The following is a 22,540-nucleotide window of genomic DNA, read 5'->3' as shown; positions in this document are numbered from 1 at the left end:
CAGAGTGTGATACCCGCCGAAGAATCGCGGTTAATGAATTGTTAAGGCCTGAGTCTTTCATTTACCTTTCATTCATCGGGAAAAATGGCGGGGTGTGACATGCGTCTCTTACTGGTGGAAGACACGGTTGAGCTGGCGGGTTGGTTGCAAAAAGCGTTGACGCAAAAAGGATTTGCGGTGGATTGGGTTGCTGATGGCGTGGCGGCAGATCATGTTCTGCAAACCGAAGAGTATGCGTTGGTGGTGCTGGATGTGACTTTACCGCGCATGAATGGTCTGGAAGTGCTGGCGCGTTTACGTCGACGTGAGCAGAAAGTGCCGGTTTTGCTGCTGACTGCCCGTAGCGCGCTGGCGCAGCGGGTCCAGGGGTTGAATGCTGGTGCTGATGATTATCTCACCAAACCTTTTGAGCTGGATGAACTGGAGGCACGCTTGCGCGCTTTGCTGCGTCGCGGCCAGGGCCAGCTAACGCAATCACAGGTGATTGGTCAGTTGGAGCGGGATAATCAGGGCTGTTTCCTGCTGAATCGCAAACCGCTGCGTCTGACGCCGCGCGAAGCGAGTGTGCTGACCACCCTGATGCGCCGCCCCGGTCATCCGGTATCACGACAACATCTGTATGAACAGACCTTTACGCTGTGTGATGAAGCGAGTCAGGAGACGATTGAGTTATATGTCCATCGGGTACGCAAAAAACTGGCGGGCAGCGATGTGGCGATTGTCACGCTACGTGGATTAGGTTACAGCCTTGAGTGCCAGCAATGCGGCTGATCCACTCGTTACGCGGCGAGTTGTTGTTGTGGCTGGGTGTACCGCTGCTGCTGCTGTGGGGATTATCGGTCTACACCCATTATCAAAGTGCGTTACATGCCGCCAACCAGGCTTACGATCGTTCCTTGTTGGCCTCGGCACGCACCGTTGCGGAACGACTGGAAGTGCGGCAAAAGCGTATTCGCGTCGATGTTCCCTGGGTGGTGTTGGATAGCTTCGAACGTAATATGAATGACCAGTTGTTTTATCAGGTGATCTCGCCAGAAGGGGAGACACTGTCAGGGTACGATGATCTACCGCCGTTACCCGCGACGGCTCCGCGTTCGGAAGCCTTCCCAGCGTTGGTGCATTTCTATGATGCACGTTATCACCTGCAACCGATTCGCGTTGCGGCCCTGTGGCAGCCGGTTAATGAAGAGGGCGTGCAGGGCATGGCGCTGGTGCTGGTAGCGGAAACACTCAATTCACGCCATGCCTTTGCGGAAGGATTGTTGCGTACTGCATTGATCAGCCAAAGCATTCTGGTGCTGATGACCCTGTTGCTGGCCGGTTGGCTACTGCGCAAGGTGCTGCGACCGCTGCGGCGTTTGTCGCGGATTGTATTGCGTCGAGCGCCGGGTGAACTGACACCGCTGCCATCGCTATTGCCGTGGTCGGAACTGCAACCGTTGATTATCGCCTTCAACCGTCATCTGGAGCGCTTGCGTGGTTTGCTGGCGCGTCAGGAGCGCTTTAGCGCCGATGTTTCGCATCAGTTGCGCACTCCGCTGACCATTTTGAAAACTCAGTTGGGGGTGGCGTTGAACAGCGACGATCCCCGGCAGTGGCGGGAAAGTTTGCAGGGTATGAGCCACACGCTGGATGACACCGTGCAACTGACCGATCGTCTGTTGCAACTGGCGCAGGTAAAAGCACGCCACGGTGAAGAAAAAGTGATGACCCGTGTTGATCTTGCCGCCATTGTGCAGCAGGCATGCTTCAGCGGTTATGCAGCCGCACGGCATAAACAGATCGATCTGGGCTATGAAGGGGCCAGTTGCTATGAAGTGCAGGGGGATGCGTTGCTGCTGGCAGAGTTGTGCGCCAATCTGCTGGATAACGCCATCAAGTACACACCGGTGCACGGTACTGTGACGGCACGCATCAGCGCGGAGGGACTGGCGTTTGAGGACAGCGGACCGGGCATTGAGGATGCGCAACAGCAGCAAGCGTTGCAACCCTTTTCCCGGCTGGATCATGGTCAGCAACAACCGGGTGCGGGGATCGGCCTGGCGTTAGTGAAGGATATCTGCAGCTGGCACGGCGCGCATTTGCAGCTGGACCGTAGCCCGCAGTTAGGCGGACTACGGGTGAGCATCAGTTTCCGCTGATCGGCGGTGTCACGGCGCGGGCGCGACGCAGTGGCGTGCGCAGACGCTGTGCCAGAATCACGCCCAGCAACGTCATACCGCCGCCAATCCAGTGATACGCATGCAGCTGTTCATGCAGGAACAACACCGCGATGACGGCGGTAAATGCGGGCACGAAATTCATAAAGATGCTGGTGGTGCTAGCTCCCAGACGCTCTACGCCGAGGATCCACAGGAAGGGCGCGACAATCGATGCAAACAGCCCGGCAAACAGTACTAGCGGAATATTGTGTGCGTTGAGTGATACATCCGGTGTGCGCAGAAAACCGGGCAGCAACAGCAGCACGCCAAAGAAAATTTGGACGTACAGGCTTTGCCAGGCGGGTAGTGGGATCGCCCAGCGTTTAGTGAGAACACCGTACAGCGCATATGAGGTTGACGCAGCCAGCATCATCAACTCACCGTTGCCGAGCCGCTGATCCAGCAACTGGGCCGGGTTACCGGCGCTCACCAGCCATACCAGACCGGCAAACGACAACAAGCCACCAAACAAAATGCCCCGCGTCGGTGCCAGGCGTAATACCACCAGGCTAAGCAGAATGGTTAGCAGCGGAATGGTCGCCCCGAGGATCCCCATCATCACCGCCGACACGCTGTGCGCCGCGTAATAGGCGAGGCTTTGATACAACACCATGCCAAGCAGGCCGAGGATCAACAAACGCCCACTACTGGCAACAATCTGGCGACGATGACGCCAGACGCCCGGCAACGCAAACGGCGTCAACACTGCCAGCGCCAGAATCCAGCGATAGAACGCGATTGCCGCAGGATCGATGCTACCGGCGGAGAGTTTGCTGACGATGGTGTTGATCGACCAGATCAACACCGCTACCAGCGGAAACAGAAAGTTCATCGTACGGCTCCTGAAAGTAAACGCGAACAGTTTACGTTTGACCGGTTTAGAACAGATAATTAAAATCGGACAAAAATCATTGATGACCGGACAGAATGAATTTACAGGTCGAGTATCAGCCGCCTGTCGATGCGTCGCAGTTGCGTTACTTTATGCGCTTCGAACAGGCAAATGCCAAAACCGAATATCTGCCGCACGCCCATACCTGGGGACAGGTGATTTTCGTCAAAAGCCATGTGCTGGAGATGGAGGTGGAAGGGCAGCGCCTGCTGACTCCGGCGGATATGCCGATCTGGATCCCACCAGGGCATCGTCATAGCAGCTATAACCATCGTCAGTCGCTGTTTCGTACCTTCAATCTGGCGAAGGACTTGTGCGACGGCTTGCCGCAACAAGCCTGCCTGCTGAATGTTGATGCCATCGTTCATGCCATTATGGACGAGTTTGCCCGGCGTGGCCTGGAGCAGCCCCACACGGCAGCCGACAGGCGTCTGTGTGAGGTGCTGAGGGACCGGTTATCCCTTGCGCCAGTGCATAACAGTTATCTGCCTGGCTCGAATGACAAACTGCTCGCCCCGATCCTCCATGCCTTGCAGGCCCACCCTGGCGATAACACCACGCTGGCACAATGGGCAAAGCGCGTGTTTACCACCGAGCGTACGCTGGCGCGACGCTGCCAGCAGCAACTGAATATGTCGTTTAGCGAGTGGCGGCAGCGCCTGCGTTTTTTACGTGCCATCACCTTGCTGGAGCAAGGCATCAGCGTGCAGGCTATCGCCCATGAGCTGGGCTACAGCTCAGCCTCGGCGCTGATTGTGATGTTTCAGCATCAGGCCGGTACCACACCGGATCGCTATCGCAGCCGGTTAGGTTAATCAAAGGCTTTGTGCCAGAATATGGCCCTTGCGAATTTACAGGACAGCCGTGGTGAAAATTCTCGTCGATGAAAACATGCCGTACGCCCGTGAACTCTTTAGCCGCACCGGCGAGGTGCTGGCGGTACCGGGACGTCCGTTACCGGAAGCTGAACTCACCGATGCCAGCGGGTTAATGGTGCGCTCGGTGACCAAAGTCAACGCTGCGTTGCTGGCGGGTACGCCGGTGAAATTTGTTGGCACCGCCACGGCGGGCACTGACCATATCGATGAGGCCTCGCTGGCGGCAGCAGGAATCGCGTTCTCGGCCGCACCGGGCTGCAACGCCATTGCGGTAGTAGAATATGTCTTCTCCTCGTTGTTGCTGCTGGCAGAACGTGATGGTTTTGAGTTGCGCGATCGTACCGTGGGGATTGTCGGTGTCGGTAATGTCGGCGGGCGTCTGCAAAAACGTTTGCAGGCCTGGGGGGTGAAAACCCTGTTGTGCGACCCACCGCGTGCCGATCGTGGCGATGAGGAAGATTTCCGAACGCTGGATGAGGTAGTGGCGCAGGCGGATATTCTGACCTTCCACACCCCGCTGTTTAAAGACGGACCCTATAAAAGCTGGCATCTGGCTGATACAGCGTTGTTGATGGCGCTGCAACCCAACACCATCCTGATCAATGCCTGCCGTGGCCCGGTGGTGGATAACGCCGCACTGCTCGAAGTGCTGAAAATTCGCCAGGATCTCAGCGTAGTACTGGACGTGTGGGAACCGGAACCGGAGCTGTCGCTGGAACTGCTGGACAGGGTGGATATCGCCACCGCCCATATCGCTGGTTATACCCTCGAAGGAAAGGCGCGCGGCACCACGCAGGTGTTCGAAGCCTGGTGTGCGTTTCTCGGTCAGCCGCAGCAGGTGCCGCTGGAAAGCCTGCTGCCTGCGCCAGAATTTGGCAGCGTTAACTTACACGGCAAGCTTGATCAGCCGACGCTGAAACGTCTGGTGCACCTGGTGTATGATGTGCGCCGTGATGATGCGCCGCTACGCAAAGTGGCCGCGCTGCCGGGAGAGTTTGATCGCCTGCGTAAGCAATATGAAGAACGCCGTGAATGGTCGTCGTTGCAGGTGATCTGTGATGATGCAGACACGGCGGCGATGTTGAATCAACTCGGTTTCCGCGCCAGCCTGCATCACAGTTAAACTGGCCCTGGCGGGATAAATCTTAATTCTTGGGCGGTGAATGTCACCGCCTTCTGTTTTTATGTCATTGTCTGGAGTAAACCAACATGTCTGACGGCTGGAATATTGCGCTACTGGGCGCGACAGGCGCAGTAGGGAACGCTGTACTGGAACTGCTGGCGGAACGCCAGTTCCCGGTTGGTGAGATATATCTGCTGGCGAGCGAAAATAGCGCAGGTGAAACTAAGCGCTTTGAAGGCCGCTCGCTGAGGGTGCAGGATGCAGCGGAATTTGACTGGGCGCAGGTGCAGTTGGCGTTTTTTGCCGCCGGGCGTACGGCGTCAGCGCGTTACGCCGAAGAAGCGGCCAGCCAGGGTTGCCTGGTGATCGACAGCAGCGATCTGTTCGCGCTGGAACCGGATGTGCCGCTGGTGGTGCCGGATGTCAATCCGCAGGTGCTGGCGGATTATCGCAACCGCAACATCATCAGCGTGGCGGATAGCCTGGTCAGCCAGTTGCTGAGTGCCATCAAACCGCTGGTGGATGCCGCCGGTCTGGGCCGTTTGCAGGTGACCAACCTGATTTCGGTCTCCAGCGACGGTAAGAGCGCGGTGGATGCGCTGGCGGGTGAGAGTGCGCGTTTGCTGAATGGTGTACCGGCGGATGAACATTATTATGGCCGTCAGCTGGCATTTAACCTGCTGCCACAGCAAGTGGACAGCAATGGCAGCGTCGAGAGCGAACGTCGTCTGGTTGATCAGGTGCGCAAAGTGTTACAGGACGAAGGCTTACCGATTGCGGTGAGCAGCGTGCAGGCACCGGTATTCTATGGCACTGCGCAGATCGTTCATCTGGAAAATCTGCGTCCGCTGTCGGCGGAAGAAGCGCGTGATGAACTGGCGCGTGCCGAGGATATCCGCCTGAGCGACGAAGGGGATTACCCGACTCCGGTGCAGGATGCCACCGGCAGTGGTGAGCTGAGCATTGGCGGTGTGCGCAACGATTACGGTATCCCTGAGCTGCTGCAATTCTGGTCAGTGGCTGACAACATTCGCTTCGGCGGCGCGCTGATGGCGGTGAAAACCGCTGAGAAGCTGGTGCAGGAGTATTTGTATTAATGTTGTCTGAAGGAAACACGCATAAGCTGGCGCTGGGTATTGAGTACGATGGCAGCCGTTATTATGGCTGGCAGCGGCAGCAGGAAGTACGCAGCGTGCAGGAAAAGCTGGAAAAAGCGCTGACGAAAGTGGCTAACCATCCGGTCAGCGTGTTCTGCGCCGGACGTACCGACGCCGGGGTACACGGCACCGGACAGGTGGTGCACTTCGAAACCACCTCGCAGCGCGCAGATGGAGCCTGGACGCTGGGCGTCAATGCCAACCTGCCGCCGGATATCGCCGTGCGCTGGGTTAAAGCGGTGCCGGATGCGTTCCATGCACGCTTTAGCGCGACGGCGCGGCGTTACCGCTACGTGATTTATAATCAGCGGCTGCGTCCGGCGATTCTTGGCAGTGGCGTAACACATTTTTACCATCCACTGGATGCGGAAAAGATGCAGCGCGCCGGACAATGCCTGTTGGGCGAAAATGATTTCACCTCATTTCGCGCCGTGCAGTGCCAGTCGCGGACGCCGTGGCGCAATGTGATGCATCTTAACGTCACGCGTCAGGGACCGTACGTGATTGTGGATATCAAGGCGAATGCGTTTGTGCACCATATGGTGCGCAACATCGTTGGCAGCCTGATGGAGATTGGTTGCGGCAATCAGCCGGAAACCTGGATGGCAACGTTGCTGGCAGCGAAAGATCGCACCCTTGCCGCAGCGACCGCCAGAGCTGAAGGGTTGTATTTGGTGGCGGTGGATTATCCAGCCCACTTTGCGTTACCTCAGCCTGCGCTGGGACCGTTGTTCCTCGCGGATTAATTGTTACTCGAAGGATGTAAGGAGCTTGGCTTTATGGAGTTCATCCATTTTATTGTCGATTTTATTCTGCATATTGATGTGCATTTGGCCGAGCTGGTGGCGCAGTACGGCATCTGGATTTACGCCATTCTGTTCCTGATTCTGTTCTGTGAAACCGGGCTGGTGGTGACGCCGTTCCTGCCGGGAGACTCCCTGCTGTTTGTCGCCGGGGCGCTGGCGGCACTGCCGGGCAACGATCTCAACGTGCATCTGATGGTGACTCTGCTGGTCATTGCCGCCATTCTCGGTGACGCCGTTAACTACACCATTGGCCGCCTGTTTGGTGAGAAGCTGTTCAGTAACCCCAATTCGAAAATTTTCCGTCGTAGCTATCTGGATAAGACCCATGCGTTCTACGATCGTCACGGCGGCAAAACCATAATACTTGCACGCTTTGTACCAATCGTGCGAACCTTTGCCCCCTTTGTGGCAGGGATGGGGCACATGTCCTATCGTCACTTCGCGCTCTTTAACGTGACGGGTGCGCTGCTGTGGGTGTTGCTGTTCTCGTACGCTGGCTACCTGTTTGGTGATTTGCCAGTGGTACAGGAGAACCTGAAACTGTTGATTGTCGCTATCATTGTGGTGTCGATTCTGCCGGGCGTGATTGAAGTCTGGCGTCATCGTCGTCAGGCGCGTCAGCAAAAACCTCAGTAAGCCCGTAACCAGATTTTTATCCACAGCGAGAAGCGGTTGTGGTTTAATGAGCGACATTTACGGCCTGCTGAAGGTGATTTCAGCAGCAATGAGAAGACTGGACCAGGTCGGTTTTAAACAGAAAGGTCATCAATGAGCTGGATTGAACGCATACTTAACAAAAGCAATATTACGCCAACGCGCCGTGCCAGCATCCCGGAAGGGGTCTGGACCAAGTGCGACAGCTGTGGACAGGTGCTGTATCGCGCCGAGCTGGAGCGTAATCTTGAGGTCTGCCCGAAGTGCGACCATCACATGCGCATGCACGCCCGTGAGCGCCTGCATAGCATGCTGGATGAAGGGACGCTGGTAGAATTAGGTAGCGAGCTGGAACCGAAGGATCTGTTGAAGTTCCGTGACTCGAAGAAGTACAAAGATCGTCTGGCGGCGGCTCAGAAAGAGACCGACGAGAAAGATGCTCTGATCGTAATGAAAGGCCAGCTGCATGGCATGCCAATCGTGGCTGCCGCGTTTGAGTTCTCCTTTATGGGTGGCTCAATGGGTTCTGTGGTGGGTGCGCGTTTCGTGCGAGCGGTTGAGCAGGCGTTGGAAGACAACTGCCCGCTGATCTGCTTCTCCGCCAGTGGCGGTGCGCGTATGCAGGAAGCGCTGATGTCGCTGATGCAGATGGCGAAAACCAGCGCCGCGCTGGCGAAAATGCAGGAACGCGGTCTGCCGTATATCTCGGTACTGACTGACCCGACCATGGGTGGCGTTTCTGCCAGCTTTGCGATGCTGGGCGATCTCAACGTGGCGGAACCGAAAGCGTTGATCGGCTTTGCCGGTCCACGTGTCATCGAACAAACCGTACGTGAAAAACTGCCGCCGGGCTTCCAGCGCAGTGAGTTCCTGATCGAAAAAGGCGCGATCGATATGATCATCCGTCGTCCGGAGATGCGCTTTAAGCTGGCCAGCCTGCTGGCGAAAATGATGAACCTGCCAGCGCCGCTGCAGGATGGTGATCAGCCGATTGCGGCTGAGCCGGAGAGCAACGAGGCCTGACAGGCAACGGAAAGGCGCAGCAATGCGCCTTTTCACCAATGCACCGTATAAAGTTAGTTAACGGGACACATGGACACTCTTCACCTTCCTCAAGCCACGTCGCCTTTGGTCACGTGGCTTCATTATCTTGAACACCTGCATTCTCAGCCCATCGAACTGGGGCTGGATCGTATTCAGCGCGTCGCCGCACGCCTTGACCTGCTCAAACCTGCGCCATTTGTCTTCACCGTTGCCGGTACTAACGGCAAAGGCACCACCTGCCGCACGTTGGAAACCCTGTTGATGGCGGCCGGATATCGTGTCGGCGTCTACAGCTCGCCGCATCTGGTGCGTTATACCGAACGGGTACGTGTTCAGGGCGCTGAGCTGGATGAAGCGCTGCATAGCGCCAGCTTCGCTGACATTGAAGCCGGACGGGGTGATATCTCCCTGACCTACTTCGAGTTCGGCACCCTATCGGCGTTGAACCTATTCCGTGCTGCGCAGCTTGATGTGGTGATCCTCGAAGTCGGCCTTGGCGGACGTCTGGATGCAACCAATATCGTCGATGCGGACGTGGCTGTTATCACCAGCATCGCGCTGGATCATACCGACTGGCTGGGGCCGGATCGCGAAAGCATTGGCCGCGAGAAAGCCGGCGTGTTTCGTGGCGGCAAACCGGCAGTGGTGGGTGAACCCGAGATGCCGCATACCATTGCTGACGTTGCGACGGAGAAGGGCGCGCTGTTGTTGCAGCGTAATCGTGACTGGCAATGGCAGCAGCAGGGCGACAGCTGGACGTTGCAGGATGCGCAGGGCGAATTACGTGATCTGCCATTGCCACAGGTGCCACTCCCCAATGCCGCCACCGCGCTTATCGCGCTGCGTGCCTCGGGGTTGGCGGTAAGCGAAGAGATTATCCGTCAGCATCTGCCGCTGGCGATTTTGCCGGGCCGTTTCCAGACGGTAAGCACTGCGCCGCGCGTGATCCTTGATGTGGCGCATAATCCCCATGCCGCTTATTATCTGGCTTCACGTCTGGCTGAATTGCCGAGTACGGGTAAGGTACACGCGGTGGTCGGCATGCTGCATGATAAGGACATCGCCGGGACGCTGGCGGCGCTGGCACCACAGGTGGATAGCTGGTACTGCGCACCACTGGATGGTCCACGCGGTGCAACAGCGGAACAACTGATTGCCCACCTGGCGAGTGGTGAGGCATTTACTACCGTAGACTCAGCATGGCAGGCCGCGCGTCAGCAGGCCAGACCCGAGGATGTGATTCTGGTGTGTGGATCTTTCCACACCGTGGCACAGGTAATGGAATCGATGGCAGCGGAGAACGGCAGTGGCAAGTAAGTTTCAGAACCGTTTAGTGGGCACGGTAATCCTGGTGGCGGTTGGCGTCATCGTGTTACCCGGTCTGCTGGATGGCAAGAAAAAGCACTATAAAGAGGAGTTCGCTGCGATACCGCTGGTGCCGAAACCGGATGACCAGCAGGACAGCGAAATGGTGCCGCCGGTAACGCAGTCGCTGCCTGCACAGCCACCGGAAGGCGCGGGGGCAGCGCAGAGTGAAGCTCATGGCAAAACCATCACCACGCCAGCCGAGAATAGCAGCCCGCAACCCGTGGAGAACAGCGAACCCACGGTGGTGACGCCGCCGCCGGTGCATCAGACTGTGAAACCGAAACCGGTTGAGCAACCGAAGCCCAAACCTGTCGAGCAGCCGAAACCCAAACCGGTAGAGCCGAAGCCGGTCGAACAACCGAAGTCGGTTGAAACCGCTAAACCGGTTGAAACGCCGAAGCAGAGCGAAGCGGAGGTTCCAACCGGCCAGGCTTATGTGGTACAGCTCGGTGCGTTGAAAAACGCCGCCAAAGTGAATGAGATCGTCGCGCAGCTACGCCTGTCGGGATATCGCGCCTTTACCGTGCCCTCCACGCCGGTTCAGGGGCAGATCACCCGTATTTATGTCGGGCCGGATGCCTCAAAAGCGAAGATGCAGGCCGCACTGGGTGAGCTGAAAAACCTCTCCGGACTGGGCGGTGTGGTGAAACCTTACAGCACGCGCTAAACCGTTGATAAGCCGCGCCGATAGCTGAAAAAGGCGCGGCACAGCACGGAGTGTTCACTGCGGTGATGGGTAAAAATTTATTATATTTCAGTGGATTATAATGCTGAAGTGGCTCAGGGCGAGGAAAGTTTTTTTCATCGCCCTTTTTATGGATGCAGAACCGGAAAACCCTACGCAAACGTTTTCTTTTTCTGTTAGAATGCGCCCCGAACTGGATGCAGGGGTGCAATCGCGCTGGCGCTGGAAGAGTTCATGATCTGGATTGATTACGTCATTATTGCGGTAGTTGGTTTTTCGGCCCTGGTCAGCCTGGTTCGCGGGTTTGTCCGGGAAGCCTTATCTCTCGTTACCTGGGGATGTGCGTTTTTTGTCGCCAGTCACTACTACGCCTACCTTGCAGTCTGGTTTACAGGTTTTGACGACGAACTGGTTCGCAACGGTATCGCTATCGCGGTGCTTTTCGTTGCCACCCTGATTGTGGGTGCCATCGTGAACTATGTGATCGGCACGCTGGTTGAAAAGACCGGCCTGTCGGGAACCGACAGGGTGTTGGGGGTCTGTTTCGGGGCGTTGCGTGGCGTGCTGATTGTTGCCGCTATTCTCTTCTTCCTTGATACATTCACCGGCTTCTCAAAAAGCCCGGACTGGCAGCAGTCCCAACTTATTCCCCAGTTCAGTTATATCATCAGGTGGTTTTTCGACTATCTGAAAAGCACGTCCAGTTTTTTACCCCGGTGACGCCATCGGGAGTGCGGCTAATGAGGAAATGACAACATGTGCGGTATTGTTGGTATCACCGGTTTTATGCCAGTAAACCAGTCGATCTATGACGCGTTAACGGTGCTGCAGCACCGCGGGCAGGATGCCGCCGGCATTTGTACCATCGATGCGCTGAACTGCTTTCGTTTGCGCAAAGCCAACGGGCTGGTGAGCGATGTCTTCGAAGCACGCCACATGCAGCGTTTGCAAGGCAACATCGGGATTGGTCACGTACGCTACCCGACAGCAGGCAGTTCCAGCGCCTCTGAAGCGCAACCTTTCTATGTGAACTCCCCGTACGGCATTACGCTGGCGCACAACGGTAACCTGACCAACGCACATGAACTGCGTAAACAGCTGTTCGAAGTGGGTCGCCGTCACGTCAACACCACCTCAGATTCCGAAATCCTGCTGAACATCTTTGCGCAGGAGCTGGACCGTTTTCAGCACTACCCGCTGGAAGCTGACAACATTTTTGCCGCGGTGGCTGCGGTGCACCAGCAGGTGCGCGGAGCTTACGCGGTCGTTTCGATGATTATCGGTCACGGTATGGTGGCTTTCCGCGACCCGAACGGTATCCGTCCGCTGGTGCTGGGCAAACGTGTCATTGCTGATGGCCGTACCGAGTACATGGTGGCCTCGGAAAGCGTGGCGCTGGATACGCTGGGCTTTGAGTTTATTCGTGACGTCGCACCGGGTGAAGCGGTGTACATCACCGAGCAGGGCCAGCTGTCTACCCGTCAGTGTGCCGAAAACCCGAAAAGCAATCCGTGCCTGTTCGAGTACGTCTACTTTGCGCGCCCGGATTCCTTCCTGGACAAAATTTCGGTCTACAGCGCGCGCGTGCGTATGGGTACCAAGCTGGGAGCGAAAATTGCTCGTGAGTGGGAAGATCTCGACATCGACGTGGTGATTCCAATCCCGGAAACCTCCACCGATGTGGCGCTGGAAATCGCGCGTATTCTCGACAAACCGTATCGTCAGGGTTTTGTGAAAAACCGCTATGTGGGCCGTACCTTTATCATGCCGGGCCAGCATCTGCGCCGCAGCGCGGTACGTCGTAAGCTGAATGCTAACCGTGCTGAGTTCCGTGACAAGAACGTGTTGCTGGTGGACGACTCCATCGTACGTGGCACCACTTCTGAGCAGATTATTGAGATGGCGCGTGAAGCGGGTGCGAAGCGCGTTTATCTGGCCTCTGCGGCACCGGAAATTCGTTTTCCGAACGTCTACGGTATCGATATGCCAAGCGCTACCGAGCTGATTGCCCATGGTCGTGAAGTGGAAGAGATTCGCCAGTTAATCAAAGCTGACGCGCTGATTTTCCAGGACCTGGACGATTTGATCGAAGCGGTACGCGAAGAGAACCCGGATATCGCACAGTTCGAGTGTTCGGTGTTTAACGGTATCTACGTCACCAAAGACGTTGACCAGCGTTATCTCGACTATCTCCAGTCACTGCGCAATGATGATGCGAAAGCTGTCGCGCGTCAGACTGAAGTGGAAGGTTTGGAACTGCATAACGAAGGTTAAGTTGGTTTTGCCCGCTTTTAATCAATACTTAAAAGCGGGCATCTTCTGCAAATAATTTGACTGCTAATCTTTCTCGCCCGTTTTTTCGCTATTTTATCGCTTTTCTTCTGTATTATTTATTCTTAGCTATGTAGGTAAAAAACTGAAAATACCCGGTGTTATACTGAGTGCTTTCTGATTGCCCCAAGATTTTTTTGTCTCTATTTTTCCTGTTAATTTAATTATAAAACCCACCATTGTTTGAATGTCTATATTTAATTTCATTCACAATTCGGCAAAGTATGCTTTTTACTATCAGGTTTTATTCATGTTTTTATGATCTGATAATCAATCATATCAATGCGATAGGCAGTTGGTGGCTAATGTCTGAGGTTTTATCTTACAGGTATAGTATGAGTGAGGAAAATAATCCGCTTATGACGATTATTCTCATCCTTAATAATTACGTGTAATCTCATTACCGATTTTTTCTCACTGCATTGAAAATTCCCAGCGGTAAAGTTCGAAGTAAAAAAGCGATTTTTATTTCGGGCGATATTTTTAAGCGGTTTTCAATCACTGGGTAAATCTGAATGCAATTTAAAAAATTTAAGCTCTCGGCTATTTATACTGCAATTTTTATGCAGCTATCTGTTTCCACGCTGGGTATGCCGGTTGTGGCCCACGCCAGTGCGCAGCAGGACATGAAGGTTCAGTCCACGGTACTTAAAGCGGGTGAGAGTGTCGCCGATCTTGCGAAGCGTAATAAGGTGTCGGTCGATCACTTATGGGAAATCAACTCGTTTGCTTTCAGCGATAAAGCGACGTTCCTTGCAGCTTCCGCCGGTGAAGCCATCTGGGTTCCTGCCAGCAAAACAGCCGCGTTGCCAGTGGATAAAGCAACACATGAGGATAAAAAAGCCAGCAAGTCGGCACAGCAGGCTGATGCCAAAGTTAACGACAAAACCACCGATGCACGTCAGTTTGGTCAGAACCAACTGAACTCGATGGCCGGTCAGCAGGCCGAATCCTGGCTGAACGGTTTCGGCGGTTCATCACGTGTTTCCATCTCCTCCGACAACAACTTCTCTAACTACAACTATGCCGGTGATGTGCTGGTGCCGTTGTGGGACAGCCGTGATTTTATGATCTTCAGCCAGTTGGGCGCGCGTCATGCTGACGACCGCACTACCGGTAATATCGGTCTCGGTTCACGTTATTTTACTGATGGCATGATGCTGGGTAGCAACCTGTTTTTTGATAATGATTTCAGTGGCAACAACCGCCGTCTGGGCCTTGGTGCCGAAATCTGGACCGAAGCACTGCGTCTGGCTGCTAACGGCTATTACGGACTGAACGGCTGGCATCAGTCTAAATTGCTGGCGGATCATGACGAACGTCCGGCCAATGGCTGGGATATCGAACTGGCGAGCTGGCTGCCGATGTATCCGCAGCTCGGCGGTAAGGTTAAATACGAACAATTCTATGGCGACAACGTGGCGTTGATGAGCCGTAGCAACCTGCAAAAGAACCCGTCAGCCGTGACGATGGGTGTGAACTGGACACCGGTTCCGCTTGTTACCGTTGACGCGGGTCATCGCAAAAGCATGCAGAGCGGCGGAGACACTACCGTTGGCCTGAACCTGAACTGGAACTTTGGCCGTAACCTGGATTGGCACCTGTCGCCAGAAGCGGTGGCCGATCAGCGCAGCCTGGCCGGTTCACGCTATGAGCTGGTGTCACGTAATAACCAGATTGTGATGGATTACCGTGAGCAGACCGTGATTACCTTCTCACTGGCGAGCGCGATTAAAGGCGTGGAAGGCACCTCTCAACCGCTGAGTGTCAGCGTTTGGGCGAAACATGGTCTGGGCAAAATTGTCTGGGACGATGCGGCACTGGTGGCGGCGGGCGGTAAAGTTACCGGTACTGGCACTAACTCAGTACTGGTTCTGCCAGCGTATAAAGAAGGGGCGAACAACACCTATACCCTCGGTGCGGTAGCTTATGACACCAAAGGCAAGGCGTCTCCACGTGCTCAGGTGCAGATTACGGTAGAGAAAGCGGAACAGACTATTCCTGAAGAGCCGCAGCAGCCGGAAGAACCGGGTACACCGGAGCAGCCGCAACAGCCAGGGCAGCCGGATGCCGGACAGACCACTGTCACCCTGACCAGCGGTGAACTGGTGGCTGATGGCAGCGGCAAAACTGAGGTGGTTGTTGAGCTGAAAGATAAAGATGGCAAGCCGGTAAGCAATGAAGCAGGCAGCCTGCGTCTGGATGCAAAAATGCAAAATCTGCTGAGAAGCGCTGAGGCGGGTGTGACGGTCGGTCAGTTTAAAGAAGATGGTCAGCAACCGGGTCGCTATACAGTGGATGTGACGTCAGGAACCCAGGCTGGTGTGGTGACGTTGACGCTATATCATGGCAGCACTCAGATGGGACAGCTGACTCTGACGCTGACAGCGAAGGAAACGGAAGCCGTAGTGGTTGATAAGATTCGGTTTGTTACCACTGAAAATCAATTTATTGCCGGGAATAGCTTTACCCAAACTATAATCGCCACTGACAAGCAGGGAAATCCGGTTAAAGGTGCGGCACTTGAGCTTAACGATCGTGAGGGTAACGTCATCACGCCGGAAAATAACGGCGTAACAGATGCAGAAGGTAAACTCTCTTTTACTCTGATGAAAGAAAAAGCAGCAAATTATAACGTTGCCATTCGCCTTGCGGGTGCTGAAACCTATTTGATTGACAAACCTTATTATGTGAAAGCTGATATGTCTTCGGCTCGTGTGATAGAGGGGCGTACTACTGTAGGCACACTCAGAAACAACGGCTTTGAAGCGGAAATGGTGACACCAGCAACCTTTGCCATCGCTTTGCAGGATCGCTTCAAGAACCCAATTATTGGCGAAATCGTCTCTGTTATTGCGGAAGCAAGAGCTGGATTGCCACCAGCTACCCTTAAGTTGGACAATAGCGGTAAGACCAATACCAATGGTGAATCCACAGGTGAGGGCGTCTTGACTGACCGTCTTGATTCGGCAAATGGTTATTATGACTTGTATGTTATGGTAGACGGTAAGCGTATTGATGGTCCTGCGACCATTATGGAATTTAGAAAGGTCAATTAAGTAGAGTACGGCTCGGTCATTAATAACCTTTAAGGCAACCGCATCGATGGTTGCCTTTTTCGTTTTGTCGAAAATAGTTCAGCTTCCAGCTCTTTCCTTACCCATGTCCCCCAGTAACGTTACCTGACCAGCAAGTTTTATGCTTATCAACTAAGGAAAATATGTTGTCTTGCATATTTTCGCTGACTCGTAGCGGTGCGACGGATTGCTGCTCTCGCCTAACGCATACACAATCCAGACTAGCAGATGATAAAAACATGATGATGACCCACTTTCCTACTGGAATCTTGTCAAAACGTAATTCTGGCACCTTTTCATACTTATCAGATTTGAAATTTCACACCGGTAATTCAATGCGGGGTAATTATTGTGATAAATCATTCCTTTCGCAATTTCCACCTATGACTACGCGCTTAATTTTTCAGATGTCATGGAAGTTGAACTAAGAAATCAGGAAGCTAAATTCAGGATAAACTCATCATAAATATCTGTGAAAAATCTCATTACCGTTTTTTGCGAACTGAACAGAGAATGCCCGGCGAAAAAGCATAGGAGGAAAAATTAATACCCTGTGCTGAATGATTACATGCGTCTTCACTTTGCTGGGTTATTTTTAACATGAGATTTAAGAAGTTTAAGCTTTCCGCTATTTATACCGCGATTTTTATGCAACTGGCTGCGTCAACGGTGGGTGTCACCGGTGTTGCGCATGCGAGAAGCACGCAATATCAAGATATGGCGGTTGAGGCTACGGTACTCAAACCGGGTGAGAGCGTGGCGGATATCGCGCGCAACAATAACCTGATGATTGACCATTTATGGGAAATAAACTCCTTTGAATGGAGTGATAAAGCGGCTTTCGTGGCGGCAGGTGCCGGGCAAACCATCTGGATTCCGACTGTACCGGCGGTAAAAGAAACCACCTTGCCGCTGGCACATGCCACGGTGCAGGCACCGAAAGCCGGTAAGGCGGATGCCAAAGCCAACGACAAAACCACCGATGCACGTCGGTTTGGGCAAGATCAGTTGACATCGCTGGCAAGCCAGCAGGCAGAAGCCTGGCTCAATGGTTTTGGCGGATCTTCTCGTGTTGCCATCAACTCGGCGAAAAATTTTGCGAAATACAACTATGCCGGTGATGTGCTGCTGCCGCTGTGGAACAGCCGTGAAGATTTTATGATCTTCAGCCAGTTAGGGGTTCGTCACGCAGATGACCGCACCACCGGCAACGTCGGCCTCGGTGCGCGTTATTTTGCTGATGGCTGGATGCTGGGTAATAACATCTTTTATGACAATGATTTCAGTGGCAACAACCGCCGTATCGGTATCGGTGCGGAAGTCGGGACTGATGCCATACGCCTGAACGCCAACGGCTATTTCAAACTGAATGGCTGGCATGATTCGCGCTTTATCGCCGACCATGACGAACGTCCGGCGAATGGCTGGGATATTGAACTGTCCAGCTGGCTGCCGATGTATCCACAGCTTGGTGGCAAGGTGAAATATGAACAATATTATGGTGATAACGTTGCGTTAATCAGCCGTGATCGCTTACAGCACAACCCATCCGTTGCCACCGTCGGGGTGAACTGGACCCCAGTTCCGCTGGTCTCGATCGATGCAGGCCATCGCATGAGTATGCAGCGTGGTGAGGACACTACGGTTGGACTTAACCTGAACTGGAACTTTGGTCGCTCGCTTGACTGGCATCTGTCACCAGACGCCGTGGCAGCACAGCGTAGCCTGGCCGGTTCGCGCTATGATCTGGTATCGCGCAATAACCAGATCGTGATGGATTATCGCGAGCAGACGGTGATCACCTTCTCGCTGGCGAGTGCGATTCAGGGCGTGGAAGGCACGTCACATTCGCTCGGCGTGAGCGTGTGGGCGAAGCACGGCCTGGACAAAATTGTCTGGGATGATGCTGCACTGGTGGCCGCGGGCGGCAAAATTACCGGGACAGGGACTAACGCGGTACTGGTATTGCCAGCGTATAAGGACGGGGCAGATAACCACTACACCCTGAGCGCTGTGGCTTATGACAGCAAAGGTAAAGCCTCACCGCGCGCTCAGGTGCAGATTGTGGTCGAACAAGCGGAGCAGACTCAGCCTGAACAGCCCGCGCAACCTACTCAACCGGATGCGTTAAAATCCACCCTGACATTGGGTGCTGATGAGCTTATCGCCAACGGTACTGACCAGACCCATGCGGTGATTGAACTGAGAGACAAAGAGGGTAAGCCGGTCGGTAACGAAACCGCGAACCTGCGTCTGGAAGCCACCCTGCTGGATACCAGGATGCGCGCCAGCTCACGCATTACCATCGGCCAGTTCCGCGAGTTAGGTAAGGTGCAGGGCCACTATGTGGTGGATCTGACTGCCGGTCATGAAGACGGTATCGTGACCTTGACGCTGTATCATGGCAACCAACCGCTGGGACAACCGCAAACGCTGAAGCTGAAAGCTAAAGAAGCGGAAGTGGTTAAGGCAACCAATCTGGCCTTTGTCAGCAAGGATAATAAATTTGTCGCGGGCAGCAACGCCACCTTCACGGTCAAAGCTACAGATATCAATGGTAAGCCGGTCAAGGATGCGGTCATTGAATTTACTGATAAAAATGGCAAAGTTATCGCGGCTGCCAACGGTGGGAAAACCGATGCACAAGGTAACGTGTCAGCAACGCTGATCGAGAAAAAGGCAGGCAAATATAGCGTCACCGTTCGTGTGGCGGGCGAGAAAAAACCTGTAGCCACCAAGGCCTTTATCATCATCGCAGATGTGAATTCTGCGCAGATTTGGAAAAGCCAAACGACCGATGGAAAGATTAAGCCAGGAACGATTCTGATGAGTAAACCGGCTGGCTTTACCATCACGTTGCGCGATCGCTTCGACAACCCGATTCTCGGTGAGAAAGTTTCTGTGCTGGCGGTAGAAGATACCGCAGGGAAATTGCTTAACATCAAGCTGTTCAACAATAACAGGACCGATGTAAAAGGTAATATCACGGGTGTTGCTGCCATTGCTGTGCCGCATAATAAAACCACCACCTACACCCTGAAAGTGATGATCGATGGCAAACGTGTTGACGGTCCGAAACCGAAAATTATGTTTGTCCGCTGTTAATCAGCCCACGCAATAACAAGGTTTTATCCTGCAAGGTAATCGCTTCGGCGATTACCTTTTTTTGTTTTCCTTTCCCACTGCGGGTTATGATTACGTTTTACCTGCATAGCAAGATCATTATGAAACGACTCATTATTGGTATTTCCGGCGCCAGTGGCGCTATCTACGGTGTGCGTTTGCTGGAAGTGCTGCAACCGCTGGCGGAAGTGGAAACCCATCTGGTGATGAGTCAGGCGGCGCGTCAGACGCTGGCGCTGGAAACCGATTTCAATTTGCGCGATGTGCAGGCACTGGCCAATGTGGTGCATGATGTACGCGATATTGCCGCCAGTATCTCTTCCGGTTCCTTTAAGACCCTTGGCATGGCAATTCTGCCGTGTTCGATGAAAACGCTGTCTGGCATTGTGCACAGCTACAGCGATAGCCTGTTGACGCGTGCCGCCGATGTAGTGTTGAAAGAACAACGTAAACTGGTGCTGTGCGTGCGCGAAACACCGCTGCATGTCGGGCATTTGCGCATGATGACCACCGCAGCAGAACTGGGTGCGGTGATCATGCCGCCGGTTCCGGCGTTTTATCATCGGCCGCAAAATATCGGGGAACTGGTGGATCAGACAGTCAATCGCGTGCTGGATCAGTTCGATATTGAGTTACCGCAGGATCTGTTCGCCCGCTGGCAAGGCGCTTAAATGGTGCAGCTGTGCACAAAGGTGGTGCAAAATATCGCGCGCGATCACTCTTCGTGCATTTCATGCACCAAAAGTTAACAATGTCGCTTTTTCCTGCTCACTTCGCTGTTATATTTCCCTCACAAACTAAGTGCTTGCGCCCCTGGTGGACGCAGTATTTAGTGCGCCTGTACAGGGTTTCGCCAATTTGCATAACTGGCATGAAACATGCACATTAATCAGCGCAAACACATCACGCAGCACATAACAAAAAGCACTTCACTTGAGGGTTACCTATGAAAAAGCGAGTTCTGGCTCTTTCTCTGATGCTGGCCATGTCCAGCGCCGCGAGCGTGTTCGCGGCGGTACCGCATACGCTACGCATCGGGACTGACCCGACTTACCCGCCGTTTGAATCAAAAAACGCGCAAGGACAGTTAGTGGGTTTTGATATTGATTTGGCTAACGAAATCTGTAAACGCATCAAAACCAAATGTACCTATGTAGAAAGCGATTTTGATGCGCTGATCCCGTCGCTGAAAGCGAAGAAGATCGATGCCATCATCTCTTCTCTCTCCATTACCGAAAAGCGTCAGGAAGAGATTGCGTTCTCTGAGAAACTCTACGCGGCTAACGCCCGTCTGGTTGCACCAAAAGGTTCCACCATTCAGCCGACCATTGAATCACTGAAAGGTAAAAACATCGGTCTGTTGCAGGGCACCACTCAGGAAACCTACGCTAACGAATACTGGCGTCCGAAGGGTGTAACGGTAACGCCGTACGCCAACCAGGACCTGGTGTATCAGGACCTGAATGCGGGCCGTATCGACGCCGCGTTCCAGGATGAAGTGCAGGCGAGTGAAGGCTTCCTGAAGCAGCCGGTAGGTAAAAACTACGCCTTTGCTGGCCCGGCAGTAAAAGATGATAAAATCTTTGGTGTCGGCACCGGTATGGGCCTGCGTAAAGATGATGCGGACCTGAAAGTTGCCATCGACAAAGCCTTCGATGCGATGCGCAAAGACGGTACTTACGACAAGATTGCGAAGAAATATTTTGATTTTAATGTGTACGGTGACTAATCGTCCTGTCTAAAAGACTGCCCGCTCAGGCGGGCAGTGCTTCGTTAACTTCCCCACGACAGGATCTATTCCATGCTGTATGGCTATTCTGACGTCATTCTGAAAGGCACCCTGGTCACGCTGGAACTGGCGCTCAGTTCAGTGTTGCTGGCCGTTGTGCTTGGTTTAATCGGCGCTGGCGCCAAACTTTCCCGCAGTCGCCCACTGGCGATGCTGTTCGAAGGCTATACCACGCTAATCCGTGGCGTGCCGGATCTGGTGCTGATGCTGCTGATTTTCTACGGTCTGCAGATCGCCCTGAATACCCTGACGGATGCGCTGGGTGTGGCGCAGTTCGATATCGACCCGATGGTGGCCGGTATTATCACGCTGGGCTTTATCTACGGTGCCTATTTTACCGAAACCTTCCGTGGCGCGTTCCTCGCGGTGCCGAAAGGGCAGATTGAAGCGGCTACGGCTTTCGGTTTTACCGGTTCACAAACCTTCCGCCGCATTCTGTTCCCGGCGATGATGCGTTTTGCTCTGCCGGGCATCGGTAACAACTGGCAGGTGATCCTGAAAGCGACGGCACTGGTGTCGTTGCTCGGTCTGGAAGATGTGGTGAAAGCCACCCAGTTGGCCGGAAAAAGTACCTGGCAGCCGTTCTACTTCGCGATTGTCGCCGGGGTGATTTATCTGGTGTTTACCACGCTGTCGAATGGCGTGTTGTGGTGGCTTGAACGCCGCTACTCGGTTGGTGTGAAAAGGGCAGAGCTATGATCGATATTATTCACGAGTATTGGAAATCCCTGCTCTGGACCGATGGTTATCGTTTTACCGGTGTGGCCATCACCCTGTGGCTGTTGATTATTTCAGTGGCGATTGGCGGCTGCCTTGCGGTGTTGCTGGCGATTGCCCGCGTATCACCTAATCGCTTTGTCTCCACCCCGGTGTGGTTGTTTACTTATATCTTCCGCGGTACGCCGCTGTATGTGCAGCTACTGGTGTTCTACTCAGGTATGTATACGCTGGAAGTGGTGAAGGGCACCGAGTTGCTCAACGCTTTTTTCCGTAGTGGTCTCAACTGTACTTTGCTGGCGTTTACCCTCAACACCTGTGCCTATACCACCGAGATCTTTGCCGGTGCGATTCGTTCGGTGCCGCACGGGGAAATTGAAGCGGCGCGTGCCTATGGCTTCTCCACCTTTAAATTGTACCGTTGCATCATTCTGCCGTCAGCGCTGCGCACCGCACTGCCTGCTTATAGCAATGAAGTGATCCTGATGCTGCACTCCACCGCGCTGGCGTTTACCGCTACGGTGCCGGACTTGCTGAAAATCGCCCGCGATATCAACTCGGCAACCTATCAGCCGTTTATCGCATTTGGCATTGCTGCGGTGCTGTACCTGATTATCTCTTACGTGCTGATTAGCTTGTTCCGTATGGCGGAGCGCCGCTGGCTGGCGCACGTGAAACCCTCTTCGTCGCATTGA

The 22,540-nt window shown here is 54.1% G+C and carries 19 protein-coding genes; 18 read left to right on the top strand and 1 reads right to left on the bottom strand.

All coding sequences use genetic code 11. The annotated features are described in order from the left end of the window. The first annotated feature begins 99 nt into the window (after positions 1–99). Positions 100–771: a transcriptional regulator TctD gene (gene tctD / locus AC6I8W_RS14690; RefSeq protein WP_497835608.1), complete on the top strand. Its 672-nt coding sequence runs from the start codon at positions 100–102 to the stop codon at positions 769–771. Next, on the top strand, positions 762–2,141 hold the full coding sequence (locus tag AC6I8W_RS14685; RefSeq protein WP_497835607.1) for a sensor histidine kinase: 1,380 nt from the start codon (positions 762–764) through the stop codon (positions 2,139–2,141). The genes tctD and AC6I8W_RS14685 overlap by 10 nt, the downstream gene beginning before the upstream one ends. Here the strand turns inward: AC6I8W_RS14685 and AC6I8W_RS14680 are convergent. Continuing rightward, positions 2,128–3,033 carry a DMT family transporter gene (locus AC6I8W_RS14680; protein WP_497835606.1) on the bottom strand — a complete coding sequence of 302 codons (906 nt, stop codon included), beginning with the start codon at positions 3,031–3,033 and terminating at the stop codon, positions 2,128–2,130. The genes AC6I8W_RS14685 and AC6I8W_RS14680 overlap by 14 nt on opposite strands. Positions 3,034–3,128: 95 nt before the next feature. On the opposite strand from AC6I8W_RS14680, the gene AC6I8W_RS14675 reads away from it, so the two are divergent. From AC6I8W_RS14675 to AC6I8W_RS14600, 16 genes are all read left to right on the top strand, one after another. Continuing rightward, entirely contained in the window at positions 3,129–3,908 is a 780-nt protein-coding gene (locus AC6I8W_RS14675; protein WP_497835605.1) for an AraC family ligand binding domain-containing protein, read from the top strand. Between the two features lie 52 nt (positions 3,909–3,960). Then, positions 3,961–5,094, top strand: a complete 1,134-nt coding sequence (pdxB, locus tag AC6I8W_RS14670; protein WP_497835604.1) for a 4-phosphoerythronate dehydrogenase PdxB — start codon at positions 3,961–3,963, stop codon at positions 5,092–5,094. 86 nt (positions 5,095–5,180) lie between these two features. After that, a complete protein-coding gene (locus AC6I8W_RS14665) occupies positions 5,181–6,191 on the top strand; it encodes an aspartate-semialdehyde dehydrogenase (protein ID WP_497835603.1) in 1,011 nt (336 codons plus the stop codon). After that, positions 6,191–6,997, top strand: a complete 807-nt coding sequence (gene truA / locus AC6I8W_RS14660) for a tRNA pseudouridine(38-40) synthase TruA (RefSeq protein ID WP_497835602.1) — start codon at positions 6,191–6,193, stop codon at positions 6,995–6,997. The genes AC6I8W_RS14665 and truA overlap by 1 nt, the downstream gene beginning before the upstream one ends. 33 nt (positions 6,998–7,030) lie before the next feature. After that, positions 7,031–7,693 (top strand): DedA family protein, encoded by a 663-nt coding sequence (locus AC6I8W_RS14655; protein ID WP_480364695.1) that lies wholly within the window; start codon positions 7,031–7,033, stop codon positions 7,691–7,693. Positions 7,694–7,825: 132 nt separating this feature from the next. After that, positions 7,826–8,734 (top strand): acetyl-CoA carboxylase, carboxyltransferase subunit beta, encoded by a 909-nt coding sequence (gene accD, locus AC6I8W_RS14650; RefSeq protein WP_497835601.1) that lies wholly within the window; start codon positions 7,826–7,828, stop codon positions 8,732–8,734. Positions 8,735–8,803: 69 nt separating this feature from the next. Further along, on the top strand, positions 8,804–10,072 hold the full coding sequence (folC, locus tag AC6I8W_RS14645; protein WP_497835600.1) for a bifunctional tetrahydrofolate synthase/dihydrofolate synthase: 1,269 nt from the start codon (positions 8,804–8,806) through the stop codon (positions 10,070–10,072). After that, entirely contained in the window at positions 10,062–10,790 is a 729-nt protein-coding gene (gene dedD / locus AC6I8W_RS14640; RefSeq protein WP_497835599.1) for a cell division protein DedD, read from the top strand. The genes folC and dedD overlap by 11 nt, the downstream gene beginning before the upstream one ends. Before the next feature lie 252 nt (positions 10,791–11,042). Further along, positions 11,043–11,528: a colicin V production protein gene (cvpA, locus tag AC6I8W_RS14635; RefSeq protein WP_013509911.1), complete on the top strand. Its 486-nt coding sequence runs from the start codon at positions 11,043–11,045 to the stop codon at positions 11,526–11,528. A gap of 36 nt (positions 11,529–11,564) precedes the next feature. Next, on the top strand, positions 11,565–13,082 hold the full coding sequence (gene purF / locus AC6I8W_RS14630) for an amidophosphoribosyltransferase (RefSeq protein WP_480364690.1): 1,518 nt from the start codon (positions 11,565–11,567) through the stop codon (positions 13,080–13,082). Between the two features lie 620 nt (positions 13,083–13,702). Beyond that, positions 13,703–16,198, top strand: a complete 2,496-nt coding sequence (locus AC6I8W_RS14625) for an inverse autotransporter beta domain-containing protein (protein WP_497835598.1) — start codon at positions 13,703–13,705, stop codon at positions 16,196–16,198. A gap of 618 nt (positions 16,199–16,816) precedes the next feature. After that, complete coding sequence (locus AC6I8W_RS14620; protein ID WP_497835597.1) at positions 16,817–19,321, top strand: inverse autotransporter beta domain-containing protein; 2,505 nt, start codon at positions 16,817–16,819, stop codon at positions 19,319–19,321. Between the two features lie 119 nt (positions 19,322–19,440). Beyond that, positions 19,441–20,010 (top strand): UbiX family flavin prenyltransferase, encoded by a 570-nt coding sequence (locus AC6I8W_RS14615; protein ID WP_497835596.1) that lies wholly within the window; start codon positions 19,441–19,443, stop codon positions 20,008–20,010. Between the two features lie 275 nt (positions 20,011–20,285). Next, a complete protein-coding gene (argT, locus tag AC6I8W_RS14610; RefSeq protein ID WP_497835595.1) occupies positions 20,286–21,068 on the top strand; it encodes a lysine/arginine/ornithine ABC transporter substrate-binding protein ArgT in 783 nt (260 codons plus the stop codon). Positions 21,069–21,140: 72 nt separating this feature from the next. Then, a complete protein-coding gene (locus AC6I8W_RS14605; RefSeq protein WP_497835594.1) occupies positions 21,141–21,827 on the top strand; it encodes a histidine ABC transporter permease HisQ in 687 nt (228 codons plus the stop codon). Next, complete coding sequence (locus tag AC6I8W_RS14600) at positions 21,824–22,540, top strand: ABC transporter permease (protein ID WP_497835593.1); 717 nt, start codon at positions 21,824–21,826, stop codon at positions 22,538–22,540. The genes AC6I8W_RS14605 and AC6I8W_RS14600 overlap by 4 nt, the downstream gene beginning before the upstream one ends.

The sequence above is a fragment of the Pantoea sp. X-Soil-TKNS-1211 genome (assembly GCF_059730495.1).
Note: the sequence above shows the minus strand (reverse complement) of the source record. Positions and strands in the feature narration are given on the sequence as shown.

Bases quoted from the DNA above. Each gene is read 5' to 3' on its own strand.
- tctD (WP_497835608.1), top strand. From the start codon at position 100: ATGCGTCTCTTACTGGTGGAAGACACGGTTGAGCTGGCGGGTTGGTTG.
- AC6I8W_RS14685 (WP_497835607.1), top strand. From the start codon at position 762: ATGCGGCTGATCCACTCGTTACGCGGCGAGTTGTTGTTGTGGCTGGGT.
- AC6I8W_RS14680 (WP_497835606.1), bottom strand. From the start codon at position 3,033: ATGAACTTTCTGTTTCCGCTGGTAGCGGTGTTGATCTGGTCGATCAAC.
- AC6I8W_RS14675 (WP_497835605.1), top strand. From the start codon at position 3,129: ATGAATTTACAGGTCGAGTATCAGCCGCCTGTCGATGCGTCGCAGTTG.
- AC6I8W_RS14665 (WP_497835603.1), top strand. From the start codon at position 5,181: ATGTCTGACGGCTGGAATATTGCGCTACTGGGCGCGACAGGCGCAGTA.
- truA (WP_497835602.1), top strand. From the start codon at position 6,191: ATGTTGTCTGAAGGAAACACGCATAAGCTGGCGCTGGGTATTGAGTAC.
- AC6I8W_RS14655 (WP_480364695.1), top strand. From the start codon at position 7,031: ATGGAGTTCATCCATTTTATTGTCGATTTTATTCTGCATATTGATGTG.
- accD (WP_497835601.1), top strand. From the start codon at position 7,826: ATGAGCTGGATTGAACGCATACTTAACAAAAGCAATATTACGCCAACG.
- folC (WP_497835600.1), top strand. From the start codon at position 8,804: ATGGACACTCTTCACCTTCCTCAAGCCACGTCGCCTTTGGTCACGTGG.
- cvpA (WP_013509911.1), top strand. From the start codon at position 11,043: ATGATCTGGATTGATTACGTCATTATTGCGGTAGTTGGTTTTTCGGCC.
- purF (WP_480364690.1), top strand. From the start codon at position 11,565: ATGTGCGGTATTGTTGGTATCACCGGTTTTATGCCAGTAAACCAGTCG.
- AC6I8W_RS14625 (WP_497835598.1), top strand. From the start codon at position 13,703: ATGCAGCTATCTGTTTCCACGCTGGGTATGCCGGTTGTGGCCCACGCC.
- AC6I8W_RS14620 (WP_497835597.1), top strand. From the start codon at position 16,817: ATGAGATTTAAGAAGTTTAAGCTTTCCGCTATTTATACCGCGATTTTT.
- AC6I8W_RS14615 (WP_497835596.1), top strand. From the start codon at position 19,441: ATGAAACGACTCATTATTGGTATTTCCGGCGCCAGTGGCGCTATCTAC.
- argT (WP_497835595.1), top strand. From the start codon at position 20,286: ATGAAAAAGCGAGTTCTGGCTCTTTCTCTGATGCTGGCCATGTCCAGC.
- AC6I8W_RS14605 (WP_497835594.1), top strand. From the start codon at position 21,141: ATGCTGTATGGCTATTCTGACGTCATTCTGAAAGGCACCCTGGTCACG.
- AC6I8W_RS14600 (WP_497835593.1), top strand. From the start codon at position 21,824: ATGATCGATATTATTCACGAGTATTGGAAATCCCTGCTCTGGACCGAT.